This is a genomic window from Occallatibacter sp., from assembly GCF_035317045.1.
GTDB lineage: Bacteria > Acidobacteriota > Terriglobia > Terriglobales > Acidobacteriaceae > Telmatobacter.
Genome location: NZ_DATHHT010000028.1, coordinates 148,632 through 164,813 on the forward strand (window position 1 = coordinate 148,632; position 16,182 = coordinate 164,813).

Consider the following 16,182-nt stretch of genomic DNA (forward strand, 5'->3'; position numbering starts at 1 on the left):
CCAATTGAGGTTGGGATATCGGGCTCCTATTGTTGTGGACTGGATGGCGTAGGCAGATCCTGTCTGGGGGCGTCGCGCTGGACGAGCATGATGCGCTTGATGCGGTTGCGGTCGAGATGCTGGAGATTGCCGCCTACGCGTATCTCCACGTCCATCCCCGAGATAGAGACAAGATCGCCATTGAGCACGCTGCCGTCGCGCAGTTCGATGGAATCGAAGAAAGCGGCGCCGAGTTCATAGCTGATGCTGCCACCGGAGACGTCGTCGCGCCCAATTTCGAGGGGAAATTCTCCAGCCTTGAAGCCCTCTTTGCTGAAGGCGAGAGCGTGCTTGCCGGCTCCGACGGTGATGAGACGCGGCGTGACGCCCGCTTCCACACCATCCACCTTGAGCAACGCGCCCTGGGGCGTGGAATTCACAGTGAGGGAAACGGTTTTGGCAGCGTCGGTCTTTTCGTTGATCGAAACCGAGACGGGCTGACCGGAGGCCATGACGGTGGTCTGGAATCGGACGGTTTCGCCGGGGCCTACATTGCTGAGCGAGATGGCGTCTTCGCCGACGCGCACTTTGGCCTTGTCGAAGAGATAGACTGAGAATCGGGCGGAGGGAATGACGCGTGCAGAAAGATTCTCCGCCGTCGTCTCCATGACGTATCCGTGAAGGCTGCCCATACCGGGTAGCGTCTTGAATTTGCCGAAGGTGAAGCGAACGACCGGAGTCCCGGTCAGCGGCCAGTCGATGACAGCGAGTGGAGCGTCTTTGGCCAGTGCGGGAATCGCGCAGAGCAGAAGCGCAAGAGTGCACAGGAACCGTTGAGACTCATTCTTTCCAGGAACCATGACGGCCATGATAGCGCATAGGCAAATGGTTAACTTGTGCGGCGGCCTACGGCAGACTCTTTTGCACCAAAGTAGAGGTACAGATACCTAAATTCTGAGAGGTGCTGCCGGTCTTCACAGAGACATTTGCCTTGAAGGTCTGCGAGGAAGTTGATCCGGTTATCTTTCCAAGTGCTGATACCCAGAAAAACCCTCCAACGCCGCAGCCTGTGAAGTCTGCATCATTTTTGGCGTGCAATTCAGGCACGAGTGAACTCGTGCCCTCACGCGATCCTGACGGGCTGCCGAGGTCTGGGAGATTGCGGATTCGTGCCCAGCCAAAAGCGGAGGCGGCGATCAGGCGAGTTTTTCGAAGGATTGCTGGATGCGCTCAGGGATGACGGCAGACGCGTCGTTGAGGTCGTATCCGATTTCGAGCACGGCGGCGGGCGCAGTGGGCAGAGCCTTGAGGGCTTCGAAGGTGGCGGGCCAGTCGATGGTTCCGTCGCCGGGCCAAAGGTGCTCGTCCTTGAGGCCGTGGTTGTCGTGCACGTGGAGTTCGGCGATGCGCTTGCCGAGGGTGCCGATGGCTTCGGCGACACCGGGCGCGATGTGCGCGTGTCCGAGGTCGAGGCAGACGCCGATCTGGTCGAGGTGCGCCATCTCCAGAATGGTGACGAGGTTTTCGGGCGTGGTGGCGTCGCTGGTGAGGTTTTCGACAAGCACACCGACCCCGAGGGGACGGGCAAAGGCCCCGAGGTGTTCGAGAGCGGTGGTGGCGTACTCCATGGTCCGGAGCGACCACGATTCGTATTTTTCGCCGAGATGCATGACGAGCTTTTTGAAGGGAATGTGCTCGGCGGCTTCGAGGGCGCGTTTTATCTCGTCCATTGCGTCGATGCGGCGGGATTTCTCAGGGTGCACGACATTCACGGCGGGAGCGCCGGCGCGGCCCATCTCACGATCGGGGAAGAGTGGCGCGTGCATGGAATAAGGTTCCAGCGGATTGGAGGCGAACCAGGCGGCCAGTTCCATGACGTGTTCGCGGCTGGTGTAGTCAAAATGCTGGCGCGCAGCAAAGAGCTCGACGCCCCGTGCACCGGAGCGCGCTGCAATTTCAAGCAGACCGGGGTGCAGCCGTTGCTTCAAAAAGATATGTGTGGAAAGAATTGGCAGCATGCTTTTGACGGTCCGTGCGCGGGCAGCGGGCCAGCGTTGCCTTCTATTGTCTCATTCTCTAAACAACTTACCGGGAGAGGGTGGGGGGACGTGGCCGGCGCATACGGAAATTCCCGATGACCATGGCGACCCCTGGCGACATCGGCATACTGGACACCCGCTGAGATTTTGCCTATCCTACCCACACTGATATCCCCTGGGCCCCTGCCAAATAGAGCCTCAGTTACGAAGCTCCTTCGCGTGTTGCGCGCAAGCGGGCTGAGTGAGAGAACATCTGAGATTGCCGGGCAGCGAGACTCACGAGCGTGGTTGCGGAGGCTGTGTGCATGGCAATTAGCTTTCCCAGTTCCGAGAGGATGGGCCGGCTGCCGTGGTTCGTGCGTTTCCCGTTGGGCTGCCTGCTGGCCTGCGGAGCGATCGAGATCACCTCAAGCATTGCGCCGCTTCGCTCCTTTCCGCTGCTGCTTTCGTTTCCGACGGTGATTCTTGCGGCGTGGTTCCTGGGCATGTGGGGCGCTACCGGGTGTGCGCTGATGGATGTGGCGCTGGTGGATGCGTTTCTGACCCGTTCACAGTTTCGATTCTCAACCGGAAACGTCTCGCAGGAACTGCGCATGGGAATGTTCTTGGTAGTGACGTTGCTGCTTGGCTGGTCAGTGCGGCGACTGGCACAGCAGAAGGCCGAACTGGCAGGTCAGGAACTGAAACGGCGACTTGAACTGGCCGAATCGGAACGGCAACTGGCCGAAGAGCGCGCCCGCGCAGGCGAGGAGTTGCGCTATCGGGACAACGTGTTGCAGGTTGCCTTGAAAGCCAGCGGGATGGGGCTTTGGGTGTGGGACGTGGACAAGGAAGTTGTCCATCGCTCGGACGAGGTCTACCGCATGGTGGGGTGCGAACCCGGCGCATTCGGCTCGGAGCCTGAGGCGTGGTTGAGGTTTGTCGTTCCGGAAGACGTTCCCGCGCTGGATGAGGCATTTGCGAAGGTGCGGACCGAAGGCGCCGACTACCGTATGCAGTATCGCGTTCGCTGGCCGGACGGTTCCCTGCATTGGTTGGAATCGCAAGGGAAGAGCGAGATGGATGCGCAGGGCAAGGTGACGCGCATTTTCGGCGTGATGGCCGATATCACGCGTCGGAAGCAGGCGGATGAGGCGCTGCTGCGCGCGGAGAAGCTTGCGGTGGCGGGACGGCTGGCGGCCTCGGTGGCGCACGAGATCAACAATCCGATGGAAGCCGTGGCGAACATGCTCTACCTGATTTCCATGACGGACTCGCTCGAGGATGCGCGGATGCAGGCGTCTAGCGCCCTCGATGAGCTGATGCGGATCGCGCTGGTGGCGCAATCGACGCTGAAGTTTCACCGCGAGATCGGGACGCCGAAGGACACCCTGCTGAGCGAGGTGATGGAATCGGTGCTGGCGGTGTTCCGCGGGAAGTTGCAGGCGATGGAGATCGACGTCGAGACGAAGGTATATCGGGAACGCCCGATCAGCTGCATGCTGAGTGAGACGCAGCAGATTTTTGCGAACCTGGTTGCCAACGCAATTGAAGCCATGGATCAAAATGACCGGCTTGTGATTCGCATCCGGCCTTCGCGCGACTGGCGGGATCGGATCACGCAAGGGATGCGCGTGACGATCTGCGACACGGGCGCGGGAATCGATCGCTCGAATTTCGGACGCATTTTCGAGCCCTTTTTCACGACCAAGACCGAGACCGGAACGGGGCTTGGATTGTGGGTGGTGGCGCAGTTGCTGGAGCGGCATAAAGGAAGCGTGCGCGTGAGGAGTTCGCAGCGGGAGGGATCGAGCGGCACGGCGTTTTCAGTATTTCTGCCCTTCGGCGAGACCGCGGAAGAGCGGCCATCGAGTGACGATGCAGCGGGCACCGCAACGGGAGAGCCTACTGAAGCGAGCTCGGAAACCTGCGTGTCCGGGCCATTTTTGCAACATCACTACGCGTGAATCTTGCTATAGCCTGGCAGGCGTTAGTAGCCTGACGCTTTGCCGTAGTGGCTGCGGTGATCCTGCCCGCCGGAGAGTTCGCCGGTTTTGGGATCGACGGCAATGCATTCTCCATTCGACCAGTGTCCATCCCTTATGGACAGCGTGTAGCCCATCGCCTTGAGTTTGCCGAGGACGTCGGGGTTGAATCCCGGCTCGAGGTAGAGTTGGTCGGGCAGATCCTGATGATGAAAGCGCGGAGCGTCCACGGCCTCCTGGATATTGAGGCCGCCTTCGGCAGCAGATAGAAAAATGTTCCCGACGGTGGTGATGATGCGGGCTCCGCCGGGTGAGCCAAGCACGTAACGGAGCTCGCCGTCTTCGAGCACGATGGTTGGTGTCATCGAACTGAGTGGGCGCTTGCCGGGCGCAATGGCGTTTGCGGGCCCCTGGATCAGGCCGAACATGTTGGGTACGCCCATCTTTGAAGCAAAGTCATCCATTTCGTCGTTAAGCAAGAAGCCGAGCGACTCAGACGTCACGTGGGAGCCGAAGCTGTTGTTCAGGGTTGTGGTGACGGAGACGGCGTTTCCTTCCGCATCTACAACGGAATAATGCGTGGTGTCGGGCGATTCGTGACGCTGACCGGCGGTGGTTGGGGCGGGAGGCAGAAAGCCTTCGGGGCGCTTGAGGTCGGCGCTGGGGCTGGCTTTGTCTGGCAGGATGTTTGTGCGCCATGCTTCGGCGTACTTCTTCGCGGTGAGTTCGGCGACGGGGATGTGGTTGTAGTCGGGATCGCCGAGGTAGTCGGAGCGGTCCATGTAGGCGCGACGATACGCTTCGGTGGCCATGTGTATCCAGTCGGCAGAGCGATCGCCGAGGCTGGCCAGGTCGTAGCTTTCGAGGATATTTAGCGCGCTCACGAGCACGACTCCGCCAGAAGAGGGAGGTGGCGCGCTGATGATGGTGTAATTGTGAAATGTGCCGATGATGGGCTTGCGCTCGACCACGGTGTATTGCGCGAGATCGTCGAGCGTGATGAGCGCGCCACCCTTTTTGAGTTCGTCGACGAGCTCATGTGCCATCTTGCCGTGATAGAAATCGTCGGGGTCGGCGGCGATCCGCTCGAGCGTGCGCGCCAGGTCGGGCTGCTGGAAGGTTTCGCCGGCGCGGTAGTAGGTGCCACCGCGCTGAAACAGAGCGCGCGATTCAGGGAAGCGGGCCAGATCGTGGTCGGTCAGCTCGTGCGCTTCTTCGGGGGTAAGCGAGAAGCCGTCGCGCGCGAGTTTGATGGCTGGGGCCATTACGCGCTTCAGGCCAAGCTTTCCGTACTTCTTTTCCGAGTACACCAGTCCGGCGACGGAGCCCGGGGTTGCGATGGAGCGGTAGCCGATGACGCTGGCGCCAGGAATGATATTGCCGTGCGCGTCCTGATACATCGCTTCGGTTGCGGCCAGTGGAGCTTTCTCGCGGAAGTCGATAAAGGTTGCGTTGCCGTCGTGGGTGCGCAGCAGGAGGAAGCCTCCGCCGCCGAGGTTGCCGGCAATGGGATGCACGACAGCCAGCGCAAATCCGGTGGCCACGGCGGCGTCGACCGCATTGCCTCCCTGCTGAAGGATCTGCACGCCCGTGTCAGAGGCGAGGTGATGCACACTGACCACCATGCCGTGTTGCGCTCGAACTGGTTGCTCGCCGCGATAAGAGAGGGCATTGGCCGTGCCCTCCTGCGCGGTGGAGGCGGTGGGAAGAGCCAGGAGAGAACACAGCGATCCGAGAAAGACGGCGGTGGCGGGGAAGCGATACAGGGATTGCATGGCTTTGGACAGGATAACGCCGCGCACTCGAGCTAATCGCATGAATGAGGCACCCGGGCTGTGAGCGGGCCACCTGACGGAAAAGAAAACGGGCAGAACGCTTACTGCGTGTCTGCCCCATAGATGCTTGGAGGTTGAATCGTGCCCCTAAAGATGTTCGGCGATCTTCCGGATTGCGTCGTCTTGCTTCACCGGCACCAGGGCCTTGGAAGGCACGCCGCCCGTTGCGTTGAGCCTCGGTAGGAGCCCGAGTTCCATCAGAACCGCGAGGCTGACTTCGTCGCGGGAGCTCATGGCGCGGTACTCAGGGTGTTGATATTTCTCCCAGTTTTCCGAGAGGTTGGCAACGATGGTTTCGCGTGTCGAGTCCGCGCTGACGATCACCACCATGTTGAGCAAGGAGAGTTCACGGTCGGTCAACCGCACCACCGGCGCTCCCTTCTTGAGATCGTGCGTAAATTCCGGCATCTGCTTTTCGAATTGCGCCTTAATGTCCATCCAGCGCGCCAATCCAAGCCAGGTCGGCGGATCGTCGGGCATGGGGATGATAAGCCTGTGCAATTGTCCGATCAGGTAAGGAATGCCGGACGTCAGGTTATAGATGTCGTCAATTTGCTTGTCAGAAAGCGCGATGCGAAAGACTTCGCTGAACCACGCTTTGAGATGATCGGGCGTGAAGCGCCGCACTGCGGCAACGCCCTGGAAGTTTCGTTCAGACGGCTGCAGCAATCCCCAGCGGAGGAGGTCGGCTCCGCCGGTGAGAAGCGGCAGGCCGTCATCCTGTGCGATGAACTGCATGACATCGCTGGGAGAAACATACGTTGGTTCAGAGGTGATGGGGTAGCCGGTGAGTGCGCGAATGCCGCACTTGGCATGGGTCATCGGGTTCTGATCGCGCGGCTCGATCCAGTGCGAGACTGCGAGCAGTGCGCGAATCGTGCGCGCGTCCTTCCGGACGACATCCGCTGTTTCGATGCGGCGCGTGAATTGGTCAACCTGCTCCCAGGGAAAAAACGAAATGACGCCATTCCGGTTGGGATTGAGCGACTCAAGCGGGAGTTCGACGGCCTCTTCGTCTGATGGGGCTTCGACGGAAGCTGAATTGAGAACGGGTGCATCGGCCGGGATATCGTCACTGAATGCGATGGGAGCCGCCCCTGCAACCGGAGCTGCTTCGACGGCTGTTTCAGGCTCGACGACTGTCGCAGACTCAGCGGGAGCGGGCGCATCAGCAGGAGCCAGTGCGACCGGCTCTTGTTCAACTACAGGCTGCTTGAGAGCACCATTGCGATTGCCATTGGAATGCGAACCGCTTATCGCGGCCAGAACTGCAAGAGCGGACTTGCGCTTCTCGGCCTTTTCGGGCGCCGGGCCTTCGTGCCACCAATCGATCTCCAACTGGCGAACAAAGTCATCGAGCCGCGGGAAGCCATTCTTGAGCTTGTGGAGTTCGATTTCGTTGGTGTCGTCTTCAAGGCTGCAAGCCCATTCGAGCCAGCTCTCGGCGGACGGACCGGGAAGCTCTGGCGGCGTGGGCTGCTCAGAGATCTCCATCAGCTCGGCGACAGCCTTGTCGCGCAGCGTCAAACGCTCAAGGCGTGTGCGCTCGCGCCTGTGCGTGATGGTTCCCGTCGCCAGTACCTGGGCCAGATCGAGATAGCGGCGTCTTTTGGCGGCAACGTCGTCAAGCCGCTGGACCAGCGCGCTCAATTCGCTCTTTGTCGTCCAGTTCGCCCCACCATCTTCTGAGAGGATTGCGTCACGGAGGTTCTGGCATGCATCGAGCAGCTTGCCGACTTCGGCGAGCACATCGGCCCGACTAAAGCTTTGACCTGCTTCGGCTAAATCAATTTTTTCGTGGCAGACTTTCGCCTGCTCGGAAAGGCTGCGCAGCGTCTCGGCAACTACGCTGGGCCCTACTTTCGTGTCTTGAGAAGCATTCACGGCTTGGCTCCATCTCACTAAGGAAAGGATTCTGCGGCTTCGAAACATCGTATCGCGATTTGGGTACCAGAATTAAGCTGTGGTGAGACTTTGGTAACACCTATGTCACATTACTTTGGGTGTGCAGGCGGGCCGGTTTCACGGTTCGGCCTCATTTGCGATCACTGCGTGACGGACGACTCACATAGCGGGCTCGCGGCTGCTCGAATAGCTCATTCATTCAGCCAATTTATCGTTTGGGAACTCCTGCAGTATGGCAGCATCATTCAGGTCCTGGTGGACCGGGCACCGACGTAAATGCAATGGACCAGGGGCTGCATTCACCCTGACGTATGCGTTGCAGATGGACGATCACAAGTGGGCCGATTTGCTCAAGAAGCACGGAGCGCACGAGTAAACTGCGCCGCCCCGGTTCGCTGCCTGATAATTGCCTGCGGAGGTGGAGTCGCGTGCGCGTATCCCATTCTGGTGTGGTCAGGTCGTTCTTGATTTTTGGTGCGCTGTTTGTTTTGGCAGGCGCGACGTCGTTGTATGCGCAGGGCGCGCTTCCGCCCGCGCCGCATGACAAGCAGGTGCACGTGAAGCACGTGCTGGTGATCGGACAAACCAAGGGCTTCGAACACGACTCGGTCACGGCGGCCATGGTTGCCATCTACAACATGGGTCAGCAGAGCGGGTTGTGGGATGCAACACTACGGACGGACAGTGAACTCCTGACGAAGAAGGAACTGGGCAGGAACGCGAAGAACCTGAGTTACTTCGATCTGATTGTCTTTGCCAGCACCACCGGTGAACTGGACATGGATGCCGACCAGAAGCGCGACATGATGGAGTTCATCCACGATGACGGCAAGGGATTCGTCGGCATTCACGCTGCGCTCGATACGAATTACAACTGGCCGGAGTATGGCGAGATGATTGGCGGCTGGTTTGATCAGCACCCATGGATGACGTTCACTGCGCCGATCCTCAACGAGGCGCCGGATTTTCCGGCGGTGCGCCACTTCCCGAAGGAGTTTGTGAAGTTCGACGAGATTTACCAGCCGAAGGCCTGGTCGCGGGACAAGGTGAACGTGCTGCTGAGCCTCGATGCCTCGCGGCTCGATTACAGCAACAATCCGCGCATCCACCGCACCGATCATGATTTTGCGGTGGCATGGAGCAAGATGTACGGCAAGGGACGCGTCTTTTATTCAACGCTGGGACATACTGAGGAGGCGTGGCAGGATCCGGACATCCGCACCATGTATTTCGAAGCGATCAAGTGGGCGCTGGGGATGACAGAGGGAAGCACAGAGTCCCATGCCAAGCCGGCGGCGAGTGCGACTCCCTGAATTCCTGGTGTAGTGTCTCAGTAATCGCAACTGTTTTCAGCTACAGGCGGCAAGAACAGTTTCTGGGTCCGAAATTTCCGCATTGGGTGACACTGCCACTGTTGCAAAGTTTCGCCTTCTGGCTACCATCCGCGCTTGCATCGTGTTGATATCCCCGGTCCCCAAATGCGAGGGACCGGGGGCACCCTCGTCTGATCTAGAAAGACCACCGAACCCGGGCCACCCGGCCTCTCAGTGATTGGCGATCAGCATCATCGGATCGGGTGTGACGCGGCAGACACTGTCAGCGCCGATTCTCCACACGCGGCCATCCTCGTAGGAGACTTGAATCAACTCGATGGAGTTCACCGCGGTGAAACCGGGAATGTAGAGATCGCCGGTAACGCCGCCCTTTTGGCTCACGGCAAAGTTGACCTTGATGGTTTTTGTTGCTTCCCCGGCGGCAGCAGCTCCAGGAGCGGTCTGAACCACGCGGTTTTTTCCCGTAAGCCCGTTTACTCTCACGGTGGCAGCAATAATCGTGGCAGAGTTGGCATCGCTCAACGTGAGGAGTATCCGCTGACCGAAGGGCTGAGCCTTCTCCCGCTGTCCCTGACGAACCCTCAGGGTATGGTCCCAGACACCCTGATTTGCGATCATGCCGATGGGGCAGCCATTGGCCATTTGTGAGGCCTTGAGTAAGAGGACCTGGTCCTCGGGCCTGGCTGCATTTTGCGCGACGAGCGAGATGCTACTAAGGAGCAGAAGAACGGCGGCGACGGCTGTTTTCATGGCAGACTCCTGGGTACTGGAACCCCGCATACACAAACAAAATACCCCCGGGCGACGGAGAACGCAATCTTCAGATCGAAGCTGCCAAGCGGGGGTGCCGGGGTCGGTCCGGCCACTGTGTTACCGTTTGAATACGGCGTCCCTGAGCTGGTGAAGCGGCAGAAATTCGGGGGCAGCTTCACAGGCTCTGGAGAATGTCGAACCAGCCGGAATTCATATTAATCAGCATGACTCCTAACCCAGCGCCGACCCCCGAAAACTTGATCCGTCCTACACCGGACCCGAATGTCCTGCAGCCGGCAGCGGAATTTGATACCAAGCAGCGCATTCCTCACTGGCTGGTGCGCACTGAGCTGTATCTGCGCGTTCTGCTGAGGATGTACATCGGGTTAGCCATCTGCTATGCTCCGTGGTCGCAACTTTTCTGGGATCAGAATCCAATCTTTGTGCAGTTTCCCACGCTGTCGATTTACGCGGCCAACGGCGGAGTGCGCGGCCTGATTTCAGGATTGGGATTGCTCAATATCTGGATCGCCGTGCAGGACGCCATCCGGCATCGAAATGAGTAAGGCATGAGCGCGGAAGAAAACAAACAGGTGGCAGAGGACTCGAACAAGGCAAAGGCCAGTACAGGCACTGCGGCCGAAGCCGGCAAGACAGCATCCAGCGACGAAACAGCCGTGCCCGTGGACGATATGGATGCGCACGAGGGGCCACCGCCGCTTGGCTCGGCGCCACTGGCCTATGAGAATTCCGCGTTTCTGAATGGCCCGGATGGGCGCCTGATGCGGATCGTAGCCGAATATATGGAGCCGCTGGCGCGATTCCGTCACGAGCGCATCCAGGACACAGTGGTTTTCTTCGGCTCGGCGCGTTTTCGCGGACGGGAAGAGGCTGACCATGCGCTCGAACTGCTCGACAATACAGGTTCGCGAAACCCGGCTCCCAGTGAAGAACAGCCTGCCAGCGTGCCGGATATCGCCGCGGGCAAAGCGACGGATCTGCAGCGGAAGCGCGCAGTGGCGGCCGTGGCCATGGCTCGCTACTACGAAGACGCACGCCGGCTGGCGCAGATGCTCACGCGCTGGGCGGCGAAGATTCCTTCGCGGCGGAGCCGCTTTGTGGTTACTTCGGGGGGTGGTCCCGGAATTATGGAGGCGGCCAATCGCGGCGCGTATGAGGCTGGCGGCAAGACCATTGGCATGAACATCCGGCTGCCCTTCGAGCAATCGCCAAATCCTTACATCACGCCTGCGCTCAACTTCGAGTTCCACTACTTTTTCATGCGCAAGCTGTGGTTTGCGTACCTGGCGAAGGCGCTGGTTGTCTTTCCCGGCGGATTCGGCACGCTCGACGAGATGTTCGAGATTCTTACGCTGGCGCAGACGCAGAAGCTGGCCAAGAAAATCACAGTCGTGGTCTATGGATCGGATTACTGGAAGAAGGTCTTTAACCTCGATACGCTTTCAGATACCGGCGCCATCTCGCCGAAGGATCTTGATCTGTTCAAATACGCGGACACTCCGGAGGAAGCCTTCGAGTTGCTGCGTGACGGGTTGACGGAAAACTACCTCATCCCTGAAGCCAATGCCGCCGCCACCCAGGCGCCGCAGGAACAGATGCACAAGACAACTTTCGAAGATTTTCTGGGCCCCGAACTGGCCAAGACGAATAAGTAACGAGAGTCTCAATCCTGCAAACAACTAGTTGCTTATCAAGCGCTTGGAGTGAACTCCGTGCTCCGTTACTGCGCTGGTACAGTGCACTAATTGAAGTGCAATTGTTCACCCCTTAACCTCCCATTGACAGCGAAAAAACGATACTTGGGTGTAAGAATCCAGCGCACCATCGCGAATGAGGAGGAGAAATGGCCACATCGACCGTTTCGTACCTGTGGCGCGACCAGGATGCACCGAAGGGGTTCCGTACCGGCGTTTCGTTGCACAGCCATACCAACCAATCGAAAGAGACGCTGGATTTTCTGGCGAACCTGGGCAGCAGGTATGCTGCGATCCGCCCTCTGCTTGCTCGCCTCGAGAGCCGAGCCGAGGCCATGCATGGCGTTCGGGTGAATTACGCGGCAAGCTACTGGACCCCGCCGATGACGCCGAAGCTTGCGTTCGATCTGGAAAGCGGACAGATCGAGAACCTTGAGCTGCACTCAATGGTTTCGATTACCGACCATGACACGATCGCAGCTCCCATGCTGCTCCGCACCATCCCCAGTGCGCGCCGAATTCCAGTTTCGGTGGAGTGGAGCGTGCCCTACGGGGGTGTACAGGATTTCCATCTTGGCGTGCACAACCTGCCATCAGGCCGTGCGAAGGAGTGGATGCGCACGCTGGCCGCTTACACGGCCAGCCCGAAAGAGGAGAGGCTCAAAGATATCCTGGTGGCGCTCAATGATGAGCCCGACGTCCTGCTCGTCTTCAATCATCCCCTGTGGGATCTCTTCCTTGTTGGCGAAGAGAAACACGGCTTCCTGGTGAACGAATTCCTGCAGAAATATGGCGGACTGATGCATGCCCTCGAACTGAATGGGTTGCGCAACTGGGAAGAGAATCGAGCTACCCGCCGGCTTGCACAGCAATGGAACATGCTGCTGATCAGCGGCGGCGACCGGCATGGCGTAGAGGCCAACGCCAACATCAATCTGACCAACGCAGTGAGCTTTACGGAGTTCGTGCACGAGATTCGCCGTGAGAGGGTGAGCCACGTGCTATTCATGCCGCAATATGCGCAGCCGTGGAAGCACCGCCTGCTGCAATCCACGCTCGATGCAATCCGCGATTATCCAGATTTTCCCCAGGGTTCGCGCACCTGGGATGAGCGCGCTTATCATCCCGATGCGAATGGCGTGGTTCGGCCCCTCCGCGAAATCTGGCCGAACGGGCGCGTGCCGTTTTCCATCCAGTGGGTTATCAAAGCTGTGCAGATACTCGGCAAGGGACCAGTATCCGGCGGTCTGCGCATTGCGTGGAACGACGACGGTCAACGACGTCTTGCCCTTGGCGAGCAAGAGGGCTGATCGTCATCCTCGAGCAGGAATCCATGAAGACTCACTCGCCGCGTGTTGCGTATTTTCCCGACTCATTCCACGAGATCAATGGGGTGGCCCACACCAGCCGCCACTTTGAGGCCTTTGCACGGCGTCACGATGCACCGTTTCTCTGCGTGCGCGCGGGGCGTCGCAAGCAGGTGTTGGTAGAAGAGGGCAATCTCTGGACGCTGGAGTTGCCGCGGGGCGCTCTCTCCATCCCGCTCGAAAAGGATCTGAGCTTTGATCCGGCCTATCTGCGCCACCTGCCGGTCATCGAGGATGTTCTAGCGAGGTTCGAGCCAGATGTCATCCACATCACGGGCCCCAGCGAAATCGGCTTTCTTGGTGTTGCCATTGCGCGCCATACCAACCTACCCCTGGCCGCGAGTTGGCATACCAACGTGCACGAATATGCGGCGCGGCGGTCCGACCCGCTGCTGCGGATGCTGCCGCATTCGGCAGCAGCGGGCCAGACCATCGAAGATCTCGCATTAGCCGTTGCCACCGGCTTCTACTCGAATGCGGATGTGCTTTTCGCGCCAAATCTTGAACTATGCCGGATCCTCGAAGAAGCGACGGAACGCCCGTGCCATCTGATGCCTCGTGGCGTTGATTCCGCGCTGTTTCATCCGCAGAAGCGGAGCCGTCGCGAAGATGATCGCGAATTTGTGCTGGGCTTTGTGGGGCGGCTTTCAGTGGAGAAGAATGTGACTCTTCTGGCGGAGGTGCAGCGCGAACTGGAGCAGCTGGGATTCGACGCATTCCGCTTTCTCATCGTCGGTCACGGCGCCGAGGAACCGTGGCTGCGCGAGCATCTGCCGCGCGCGGAGTTTACGGGAGTCCTGAGGGGAGAGGCGCTGGCTGCGGCCTATGCCAACATGGACCTCTTCATCTTTCCTTCGCATACCGACACCTTCGGCAACGTCGTGCTCGAAGCGCTCTCGAGCGGTGTTCCTGCAGTCGTCACTCCCGATGGAGGCCCATGCACGATTGTGCGCGACGGACTGACTGGCCGGATCGTGCCAGACGGCGAGTTCGCTAGCGCCATAGCCGGAATTTTGAAGGACCCGAATTTGCACGCGAAGATGCGTCGCGAAGCACGTGCTTACGCACTTACGGCCAGTTGGGATTCGGTCTTTGAAGATGTGTACGCGGCGTACGAGTCTATCTGCGCCGGCACCCGAATTCTTACCTGACTTGCTCGCCGCTCTGCAAATCCAGTGTGAACGGAGTTTCCTTGTCGGTGATCAGGTTCCAGCCCAGGCCGCGCAACATTCCGCCTTCAATGCTGGTGATTGTCACACCCTCGTCCGACAACTTCTTCGTCTCCCACGCCTCGCCGGCCACACCCCACGCCAGGATTCCGCGGTGCCCGACGAAGAGCAGCAGGCGCTGATCGACAACTGGACGCACCTCGAGCACCGGGCGATAGGGCAGCATGGTGAAGCGTTCCGGCGCTGATGTATCGATGATGTACGTATATCCACCTGCAACGGCGCACAGTTCCTGCGGATTCGGCGCAGACCATACACCGGTGGGAACTACTGGATCGCGAAACCCGAGGGCGCAGGTAGCCAGAAACGGCGACGTGCCGGGCTCATCCGTCCGCACCAGTACCTCAAGCGCGCCGCGTTCCACTTCTTCCACGTCGCGTGGATAGACGAAGTGACGTGCGGGCAGAATCACCGGGCGAGCAGGCAGAATCTCTGCTTTCCATGCGCAGGGGAAGGTGAAGTCAAGCAGCGCATTCACCGCTGCTCAAACCCCGATGAACGCGTCGAGGCGCTCGCGTACGCTGGGGATGCCAAGATTCAGTTCCACGCCCTGCTCGATGAGGGGAATCAGCTTTTCGAATTCAGGTCCGGAGTGCGTGCCGGTCAACGCGATGCGGATGGGATGGAAGAGTTCATTTCCCTCGACGCCGGCTGCTTCCTTAATCTGGTTCATCCACCCGGCGAAGTCCGAGGCAGAAACCGGGCCGGCGTGAGCTCTTGCGTGGTTCGCGAGCTCGTTGAGCACGGTTTGTGCCGAGCCGGCAGCTAGCGCTTCCGCGTTTTCCTGGTCAGTGCGCGCCAGGTTGGGGTCCATGTGGAAGATGAAGGCAGCCTTCGCGGGTATCTCGTCAAGGTGACTGACAGATGGAACAAATAGGCCGATCACATGGAAGAACCAGACGAGCACAGCGTCGGAGGCTTCCTCTTTCTCGGGAAGCAGGCCACCGAAGTAGTCCCAGCAGAGGGAGGCGAGGCGGCCCGGCGGAGCCTCCTTCATGTAGTGCCGGTTCATCCAGTTGAGCTTTTCAAAGTCGAAGATTGCGGGGCTCGTCGTCACGCGCTGGAGAGTGAAAGCCTTTACGAGCTCGGCAGCGGTGAAGGTTTCGGTTTTGCCGTCTTCCGCACCCCAGCCGAGCAGCGATAGATAGTTGACCATTGCTTCGGGGAGGTAGCCCATCTCGCGGAAGCTCGACATTGAGGTGGCGCCGTGGCGTTTGGAGAGCCGCTCATGATCGGGGCCCAGAATGGTAGAAAGATGCGCAAACTCGGGCACCTTCCAGCCGAGGGCTTCATAGATGGCGACTTGCTTCGGGGTATTGGAAATATGATCGTCGCCCCGAATCACGTGGGTGATGCCCATCAGCGCGTCGTCGACCGTGACCACGTAGTTGTAGACCGGCACCCCAGGACTCGCTCCCGCTGTTCCACCTTTGGCCGAGCGCACCAGGATTGGATCGCTGATTGTGTCAGCGGCAAACTCAAGGTCGCCGCGCACGATGTCGTGGAACTTAATGGGGTGATCGGGAATCTTGAGGCGCACCGCATAGGTCTTGCCCCGCAGCAGGTTCTCCTTGATCTCCTGCTTGGAGAGCTTACGGCATTTTCCGCTGTAGATCTGCGGCCGATGTTCGTCAGCGGCACGGCGGCGCTCCTCGTCCAGTTCTTCTGGCGAGCAGAAACAGCGATACGCCTTGCCCTCTGCCAGCAACTGGGCGGTGTGCGAGGAATAGAGGTCAATCCGCTTCGATTGGCGATAGGGGCCAAAGTCTCCGGTCTCGCCGGGATCGTTTTCGTTCGGGCCTTCATCCCACGTGAGGCCGAGCCACACGAGGTCCTCGATCAACTTCTTCTCGTAGGCGGATTTCGAGCGTTCGAGGTCCGTGTCCTCGATGCGCAAAACGAACTTTCCCCCCATTCGCCTGGCGAAGAGCCAGTTGAAGAGGGCGGTTCGCGCATTGCCGACATGCAGAAGGCCGGTCGGGGAAGGCGCAAAGCGCACGCGTATGGTTCCGCTCTCCATAACACTCTCGATCATAATCTGCTATCTCAAAGAAAGTTAGTG

General features: G+C 59.5%; 13 protein-coding genes. 6 read left to right on the top strand and 7 right to left on the bottom strand.

From position 1 onward, the window contains the following. Nucleotides 1-26: 26 nt before the first annotated feature. Both VK574_RS14210 and VK574_RS14215 read right to left on the bottom strand, forming a co-directional pair. The gene (locus VK574_RS14210; protein WP_472800506.1) at nucleotides 27-848 is read right to left on the bottom strand and encodes a PEGA domain-containing protein; all 822 of its coding nucleotides are present in this window, start codon (nucleotides 846-848) and stop codon (nucleotides 27-29) included. A 327-nt stretch (nucleotides 849-1,175) separates the two neighbouring features. Beyond that, complete coding sequence (locus VK574_RS14215; RefSeq protein ID WP_472800507.1) at nucleotides 1,176-1,997, bottom strand: sugar phosphate isomerase/epimerase family protein; 822 nt, start codon at nucleotides 1,995-1,997, stop codon at nucleotides 1,176-1,178. A 326-nt stretch (nucleotides 1,998-2,323) separates the two neighbouring features. Between VK574_RS14215 and VK574_RS14220 the strand changes: the two genes are divergently transcribed. Continuing rightward, nucleotides 2,324-3,964 (top strand): ATP-binding protein, encoded by a 1,641-nt coding sequence (locus VK574_RS14220; protein ID WP_472800508.1) that lies wholly within the window; start codon nucleotides 2,324-2,326, stop codon nucleotides 3,962-3,964. A 23-nt stretch (nucleotides 3,965-3,987) separates the two neighbouring features. On the opposite strand, the gene ggt is transcribed toward VK574_RS14220, so the two are convergent. Continuing rightward, nucleotides 3,988-5,799: a gamma-glutamyltransferase gene (gene ggt / locus VK574_RS14225; protein ID WP_472800509.1), complete on the bottom strand. Its 1,812-nt coding sequence runs from the start codon at nucleotides 5,797-5,799 to the stop codon at nucleotides 3,988-3,990. Nucleotides 5,800-5,904: 105 nt separating this feature from the next. Then, the gene (locus tag VK574_RS14230) at nucleotides 5,905-7,701 is read right to left on the bottom strand and encodes a hypothetical protein (RefSeq protein ID WP_472800510.1); all 1,797 of its coding nucleotides are present in this window, start codon (nucleotides 7,699-7,701) and stop codon (nucleotides 5,905-5,907) included. A gap of 449 nt (nucleotides 7,702-8,150) precedes the next feature. On the opposite strand from VK574_RS14230, the gene VK574_RS14235 reads away from it, so the two are divergent. Continuing rightward, nucleotides 8,151-9,035, top strand: a complete 885-nt coding sequence (locus VK574_RS14235; protein WP_472800511.1) for a ThuA domain-containing protein — start codon at nucleotides 8,151-8,153, stop codon at nucleotides 9,033-9,035. Between the two features lie 231 nt (nucleotides 9,036-9,266). On the opposite strand, the gene VK574_RS14240 is transcribed toward VK574_RS14235, so the two are convergent. Beyond that, complete coding sequence (locus tag VK574_RS14240; protein ID WP_472800512.1) at nucleotides 9,267-9,806, bottom strand: hypothetical protein; 540 nt, start codon at nucleotides 9,804-9,806, stop codon at nucleotides 9,267-9,269. A 227-nt stretch (nucleotides 9,807-10,033) separates the two neighbouring features. Between VK574_RS14240 and VK574_RS14245 the strand changes: the two genes are divergently transcribed. The 4 genes from VK574_RS14245 (at nucleotide 10,034) to VK574_RS14260 (ending at nucleotide 14,042) form a co-directional block, all read left to right on the top strand. Continuing rightward, entirely contained in the window at nucleotides 10,034-10,375 is a 342-nt protein-coding gene (locus tag VK574_RS14245; RefSeq protein ID WP_472800513.1) for a hypothetical protein, read from the top strand. A gap of 126 nt (nucleotides 10,376-10,501) precedes the next feature. Beyond that, on the top strand, nucleotides 10,502-11,485 hold the full coding sequence (locus tag VK574_RS14250) for an LOG family protein (protein ID WP_472800532.1): 984 nt from the start codon (nucleotides 10,502-10,504) through the stop codon (nucleotides 11,483-11,485). A 188-nt stretch (nucleotides 11,486-11,673) separates the two neighbouring features. After that, a complete protein-coding gene (locus VK574_RS14255; protein ID WP_472800514.1) occupies nucleotides 11,674-12,834 on the top strand; it encodes a hypothetical protein in 1,161 nt (386 codons plus the stop codon). 23 nt (nucleotides 12,835-12,857) lie between these two features. After that, complete coding sequence (locus VK574_RS14260) at nucleotides 12,858-14,042, top strand: glycosyltransferase (protein WP_472800515.1); 1,185 nt, start codon at nucleotides 12,858-12,860, stop codon at nucleotides 14,040-14,042. On the opposite strand, the gene VK574_RS14265 is transcribed toward VK574_RS14260, so the two are convergent. Both VK574_RS14265 and gltX read right to left on the bottom strand, forming a co-directional pair. Then, entirely contained in the window at nucleotides 14,035-14,598 is a 564-nt protein-coding gene (locus tag VK574_RS14265) for a hypothetical protein (RefSeq protein ID WP_472800516.1), read from the bottom strand. The genes VK574_RS14260 and VK574_RS14265 overlap by 8 nt on opposite strands. Before the next feature lie 6 nt (nucleotides 14,599-14,604). Then, nucleotides 14,605-16,155 carry a glutamate--tRNA ligase gene (gltX, locus tag VK574_RS14270; protein ID WP_472800517.1) on the bottom strand — a complete coding sequence of 517 codons (1,551 nt, stop codon included), beginning with the start codon at nucleotides 16,153-16,155 and terminating at the stop codon, nucleotides 14,605-14,607. Between the last annotated feature and the right edge of the window lie 27 nt (nucleotides 16,156-16,182).

What these genes read in the sequence shown, in the direction of transcription:
- VK574_RS14210 (WP_472800506.1), bottom strand. Translation starts at nt 848, where the DNA reads ATGGCCGTCATGGTTCCTGGAAAGAATGAGTCTCAACGGTTCCTGTGC.
- VK574_RS14215 (WP_472800507.1), bottom strand. Translation starts at nt 1,997, where the DNA reads ATGCTGCCAATTCTTTCCACACATATCTTTTTGAAGCAACGGCTGCAC.
- ggt (WP_472800509.1), bottom strand. Translation starts at nt 5,799, where the DNA reads ATGCGATTAGCTCGAGTGCGCGGCGTTATCCTGTCCAAAGCCATGCAA.
- VK574_RS14260 (WP_472800515.1), top strand. Translation starts at nt 12,858, where the DNA reads ATGAAGACTCACTCGCCGCGTGTTGCGTATTTTCCCGACTCATTCCAC.
- VK574_RS14245 (WP_472800513.1), top strand. Translation starts at nt 10,034, where the DNA reads ATGACTCCTAACCCAGCGCCGACCCCCGAAAACTTGATCCGTCCTACA.
- VK574_RS14255 (WP_472800514.1), top strand. Translation starts at nt 11,674, where the DNA reads ATGGCCACATCGACCGTTTCGTACCTGTGGCGCGACCAGGATGCACCG.
- VK574_RS14240 (WP_472800512.1), bottom strand. Translation starts at nt 9,806, where the DNA reads ATGAAAACAGCCGTCGCCGCCGTTCTTCTGCTCCTTAGTAGCATCTCG.
- gltX (WP_472800517.1), bottom strand. Translation starts at nt 16,155, where the DNA reads ATGATCGAGAGTGTTATGGAGAGCGGAACCATACGCGTGCGCTTTGCG.
- VK574_RS14250 (WP_472800532.1), top strand. Translation starts at nt 10,502, where the DNA reads ATGGATGCGCACGAGGGGCCACCGCCGCTTGGCTCGGCGCCACTGGCC.
- VK574_RS14220 (WP_472800508.1), top strand. Translation starts at nt 2,324, where the DNA reads ATGGCAATTAGCTTTCCCAGTTCCGAGAGGATGGGCCGGCTGCCGTGG.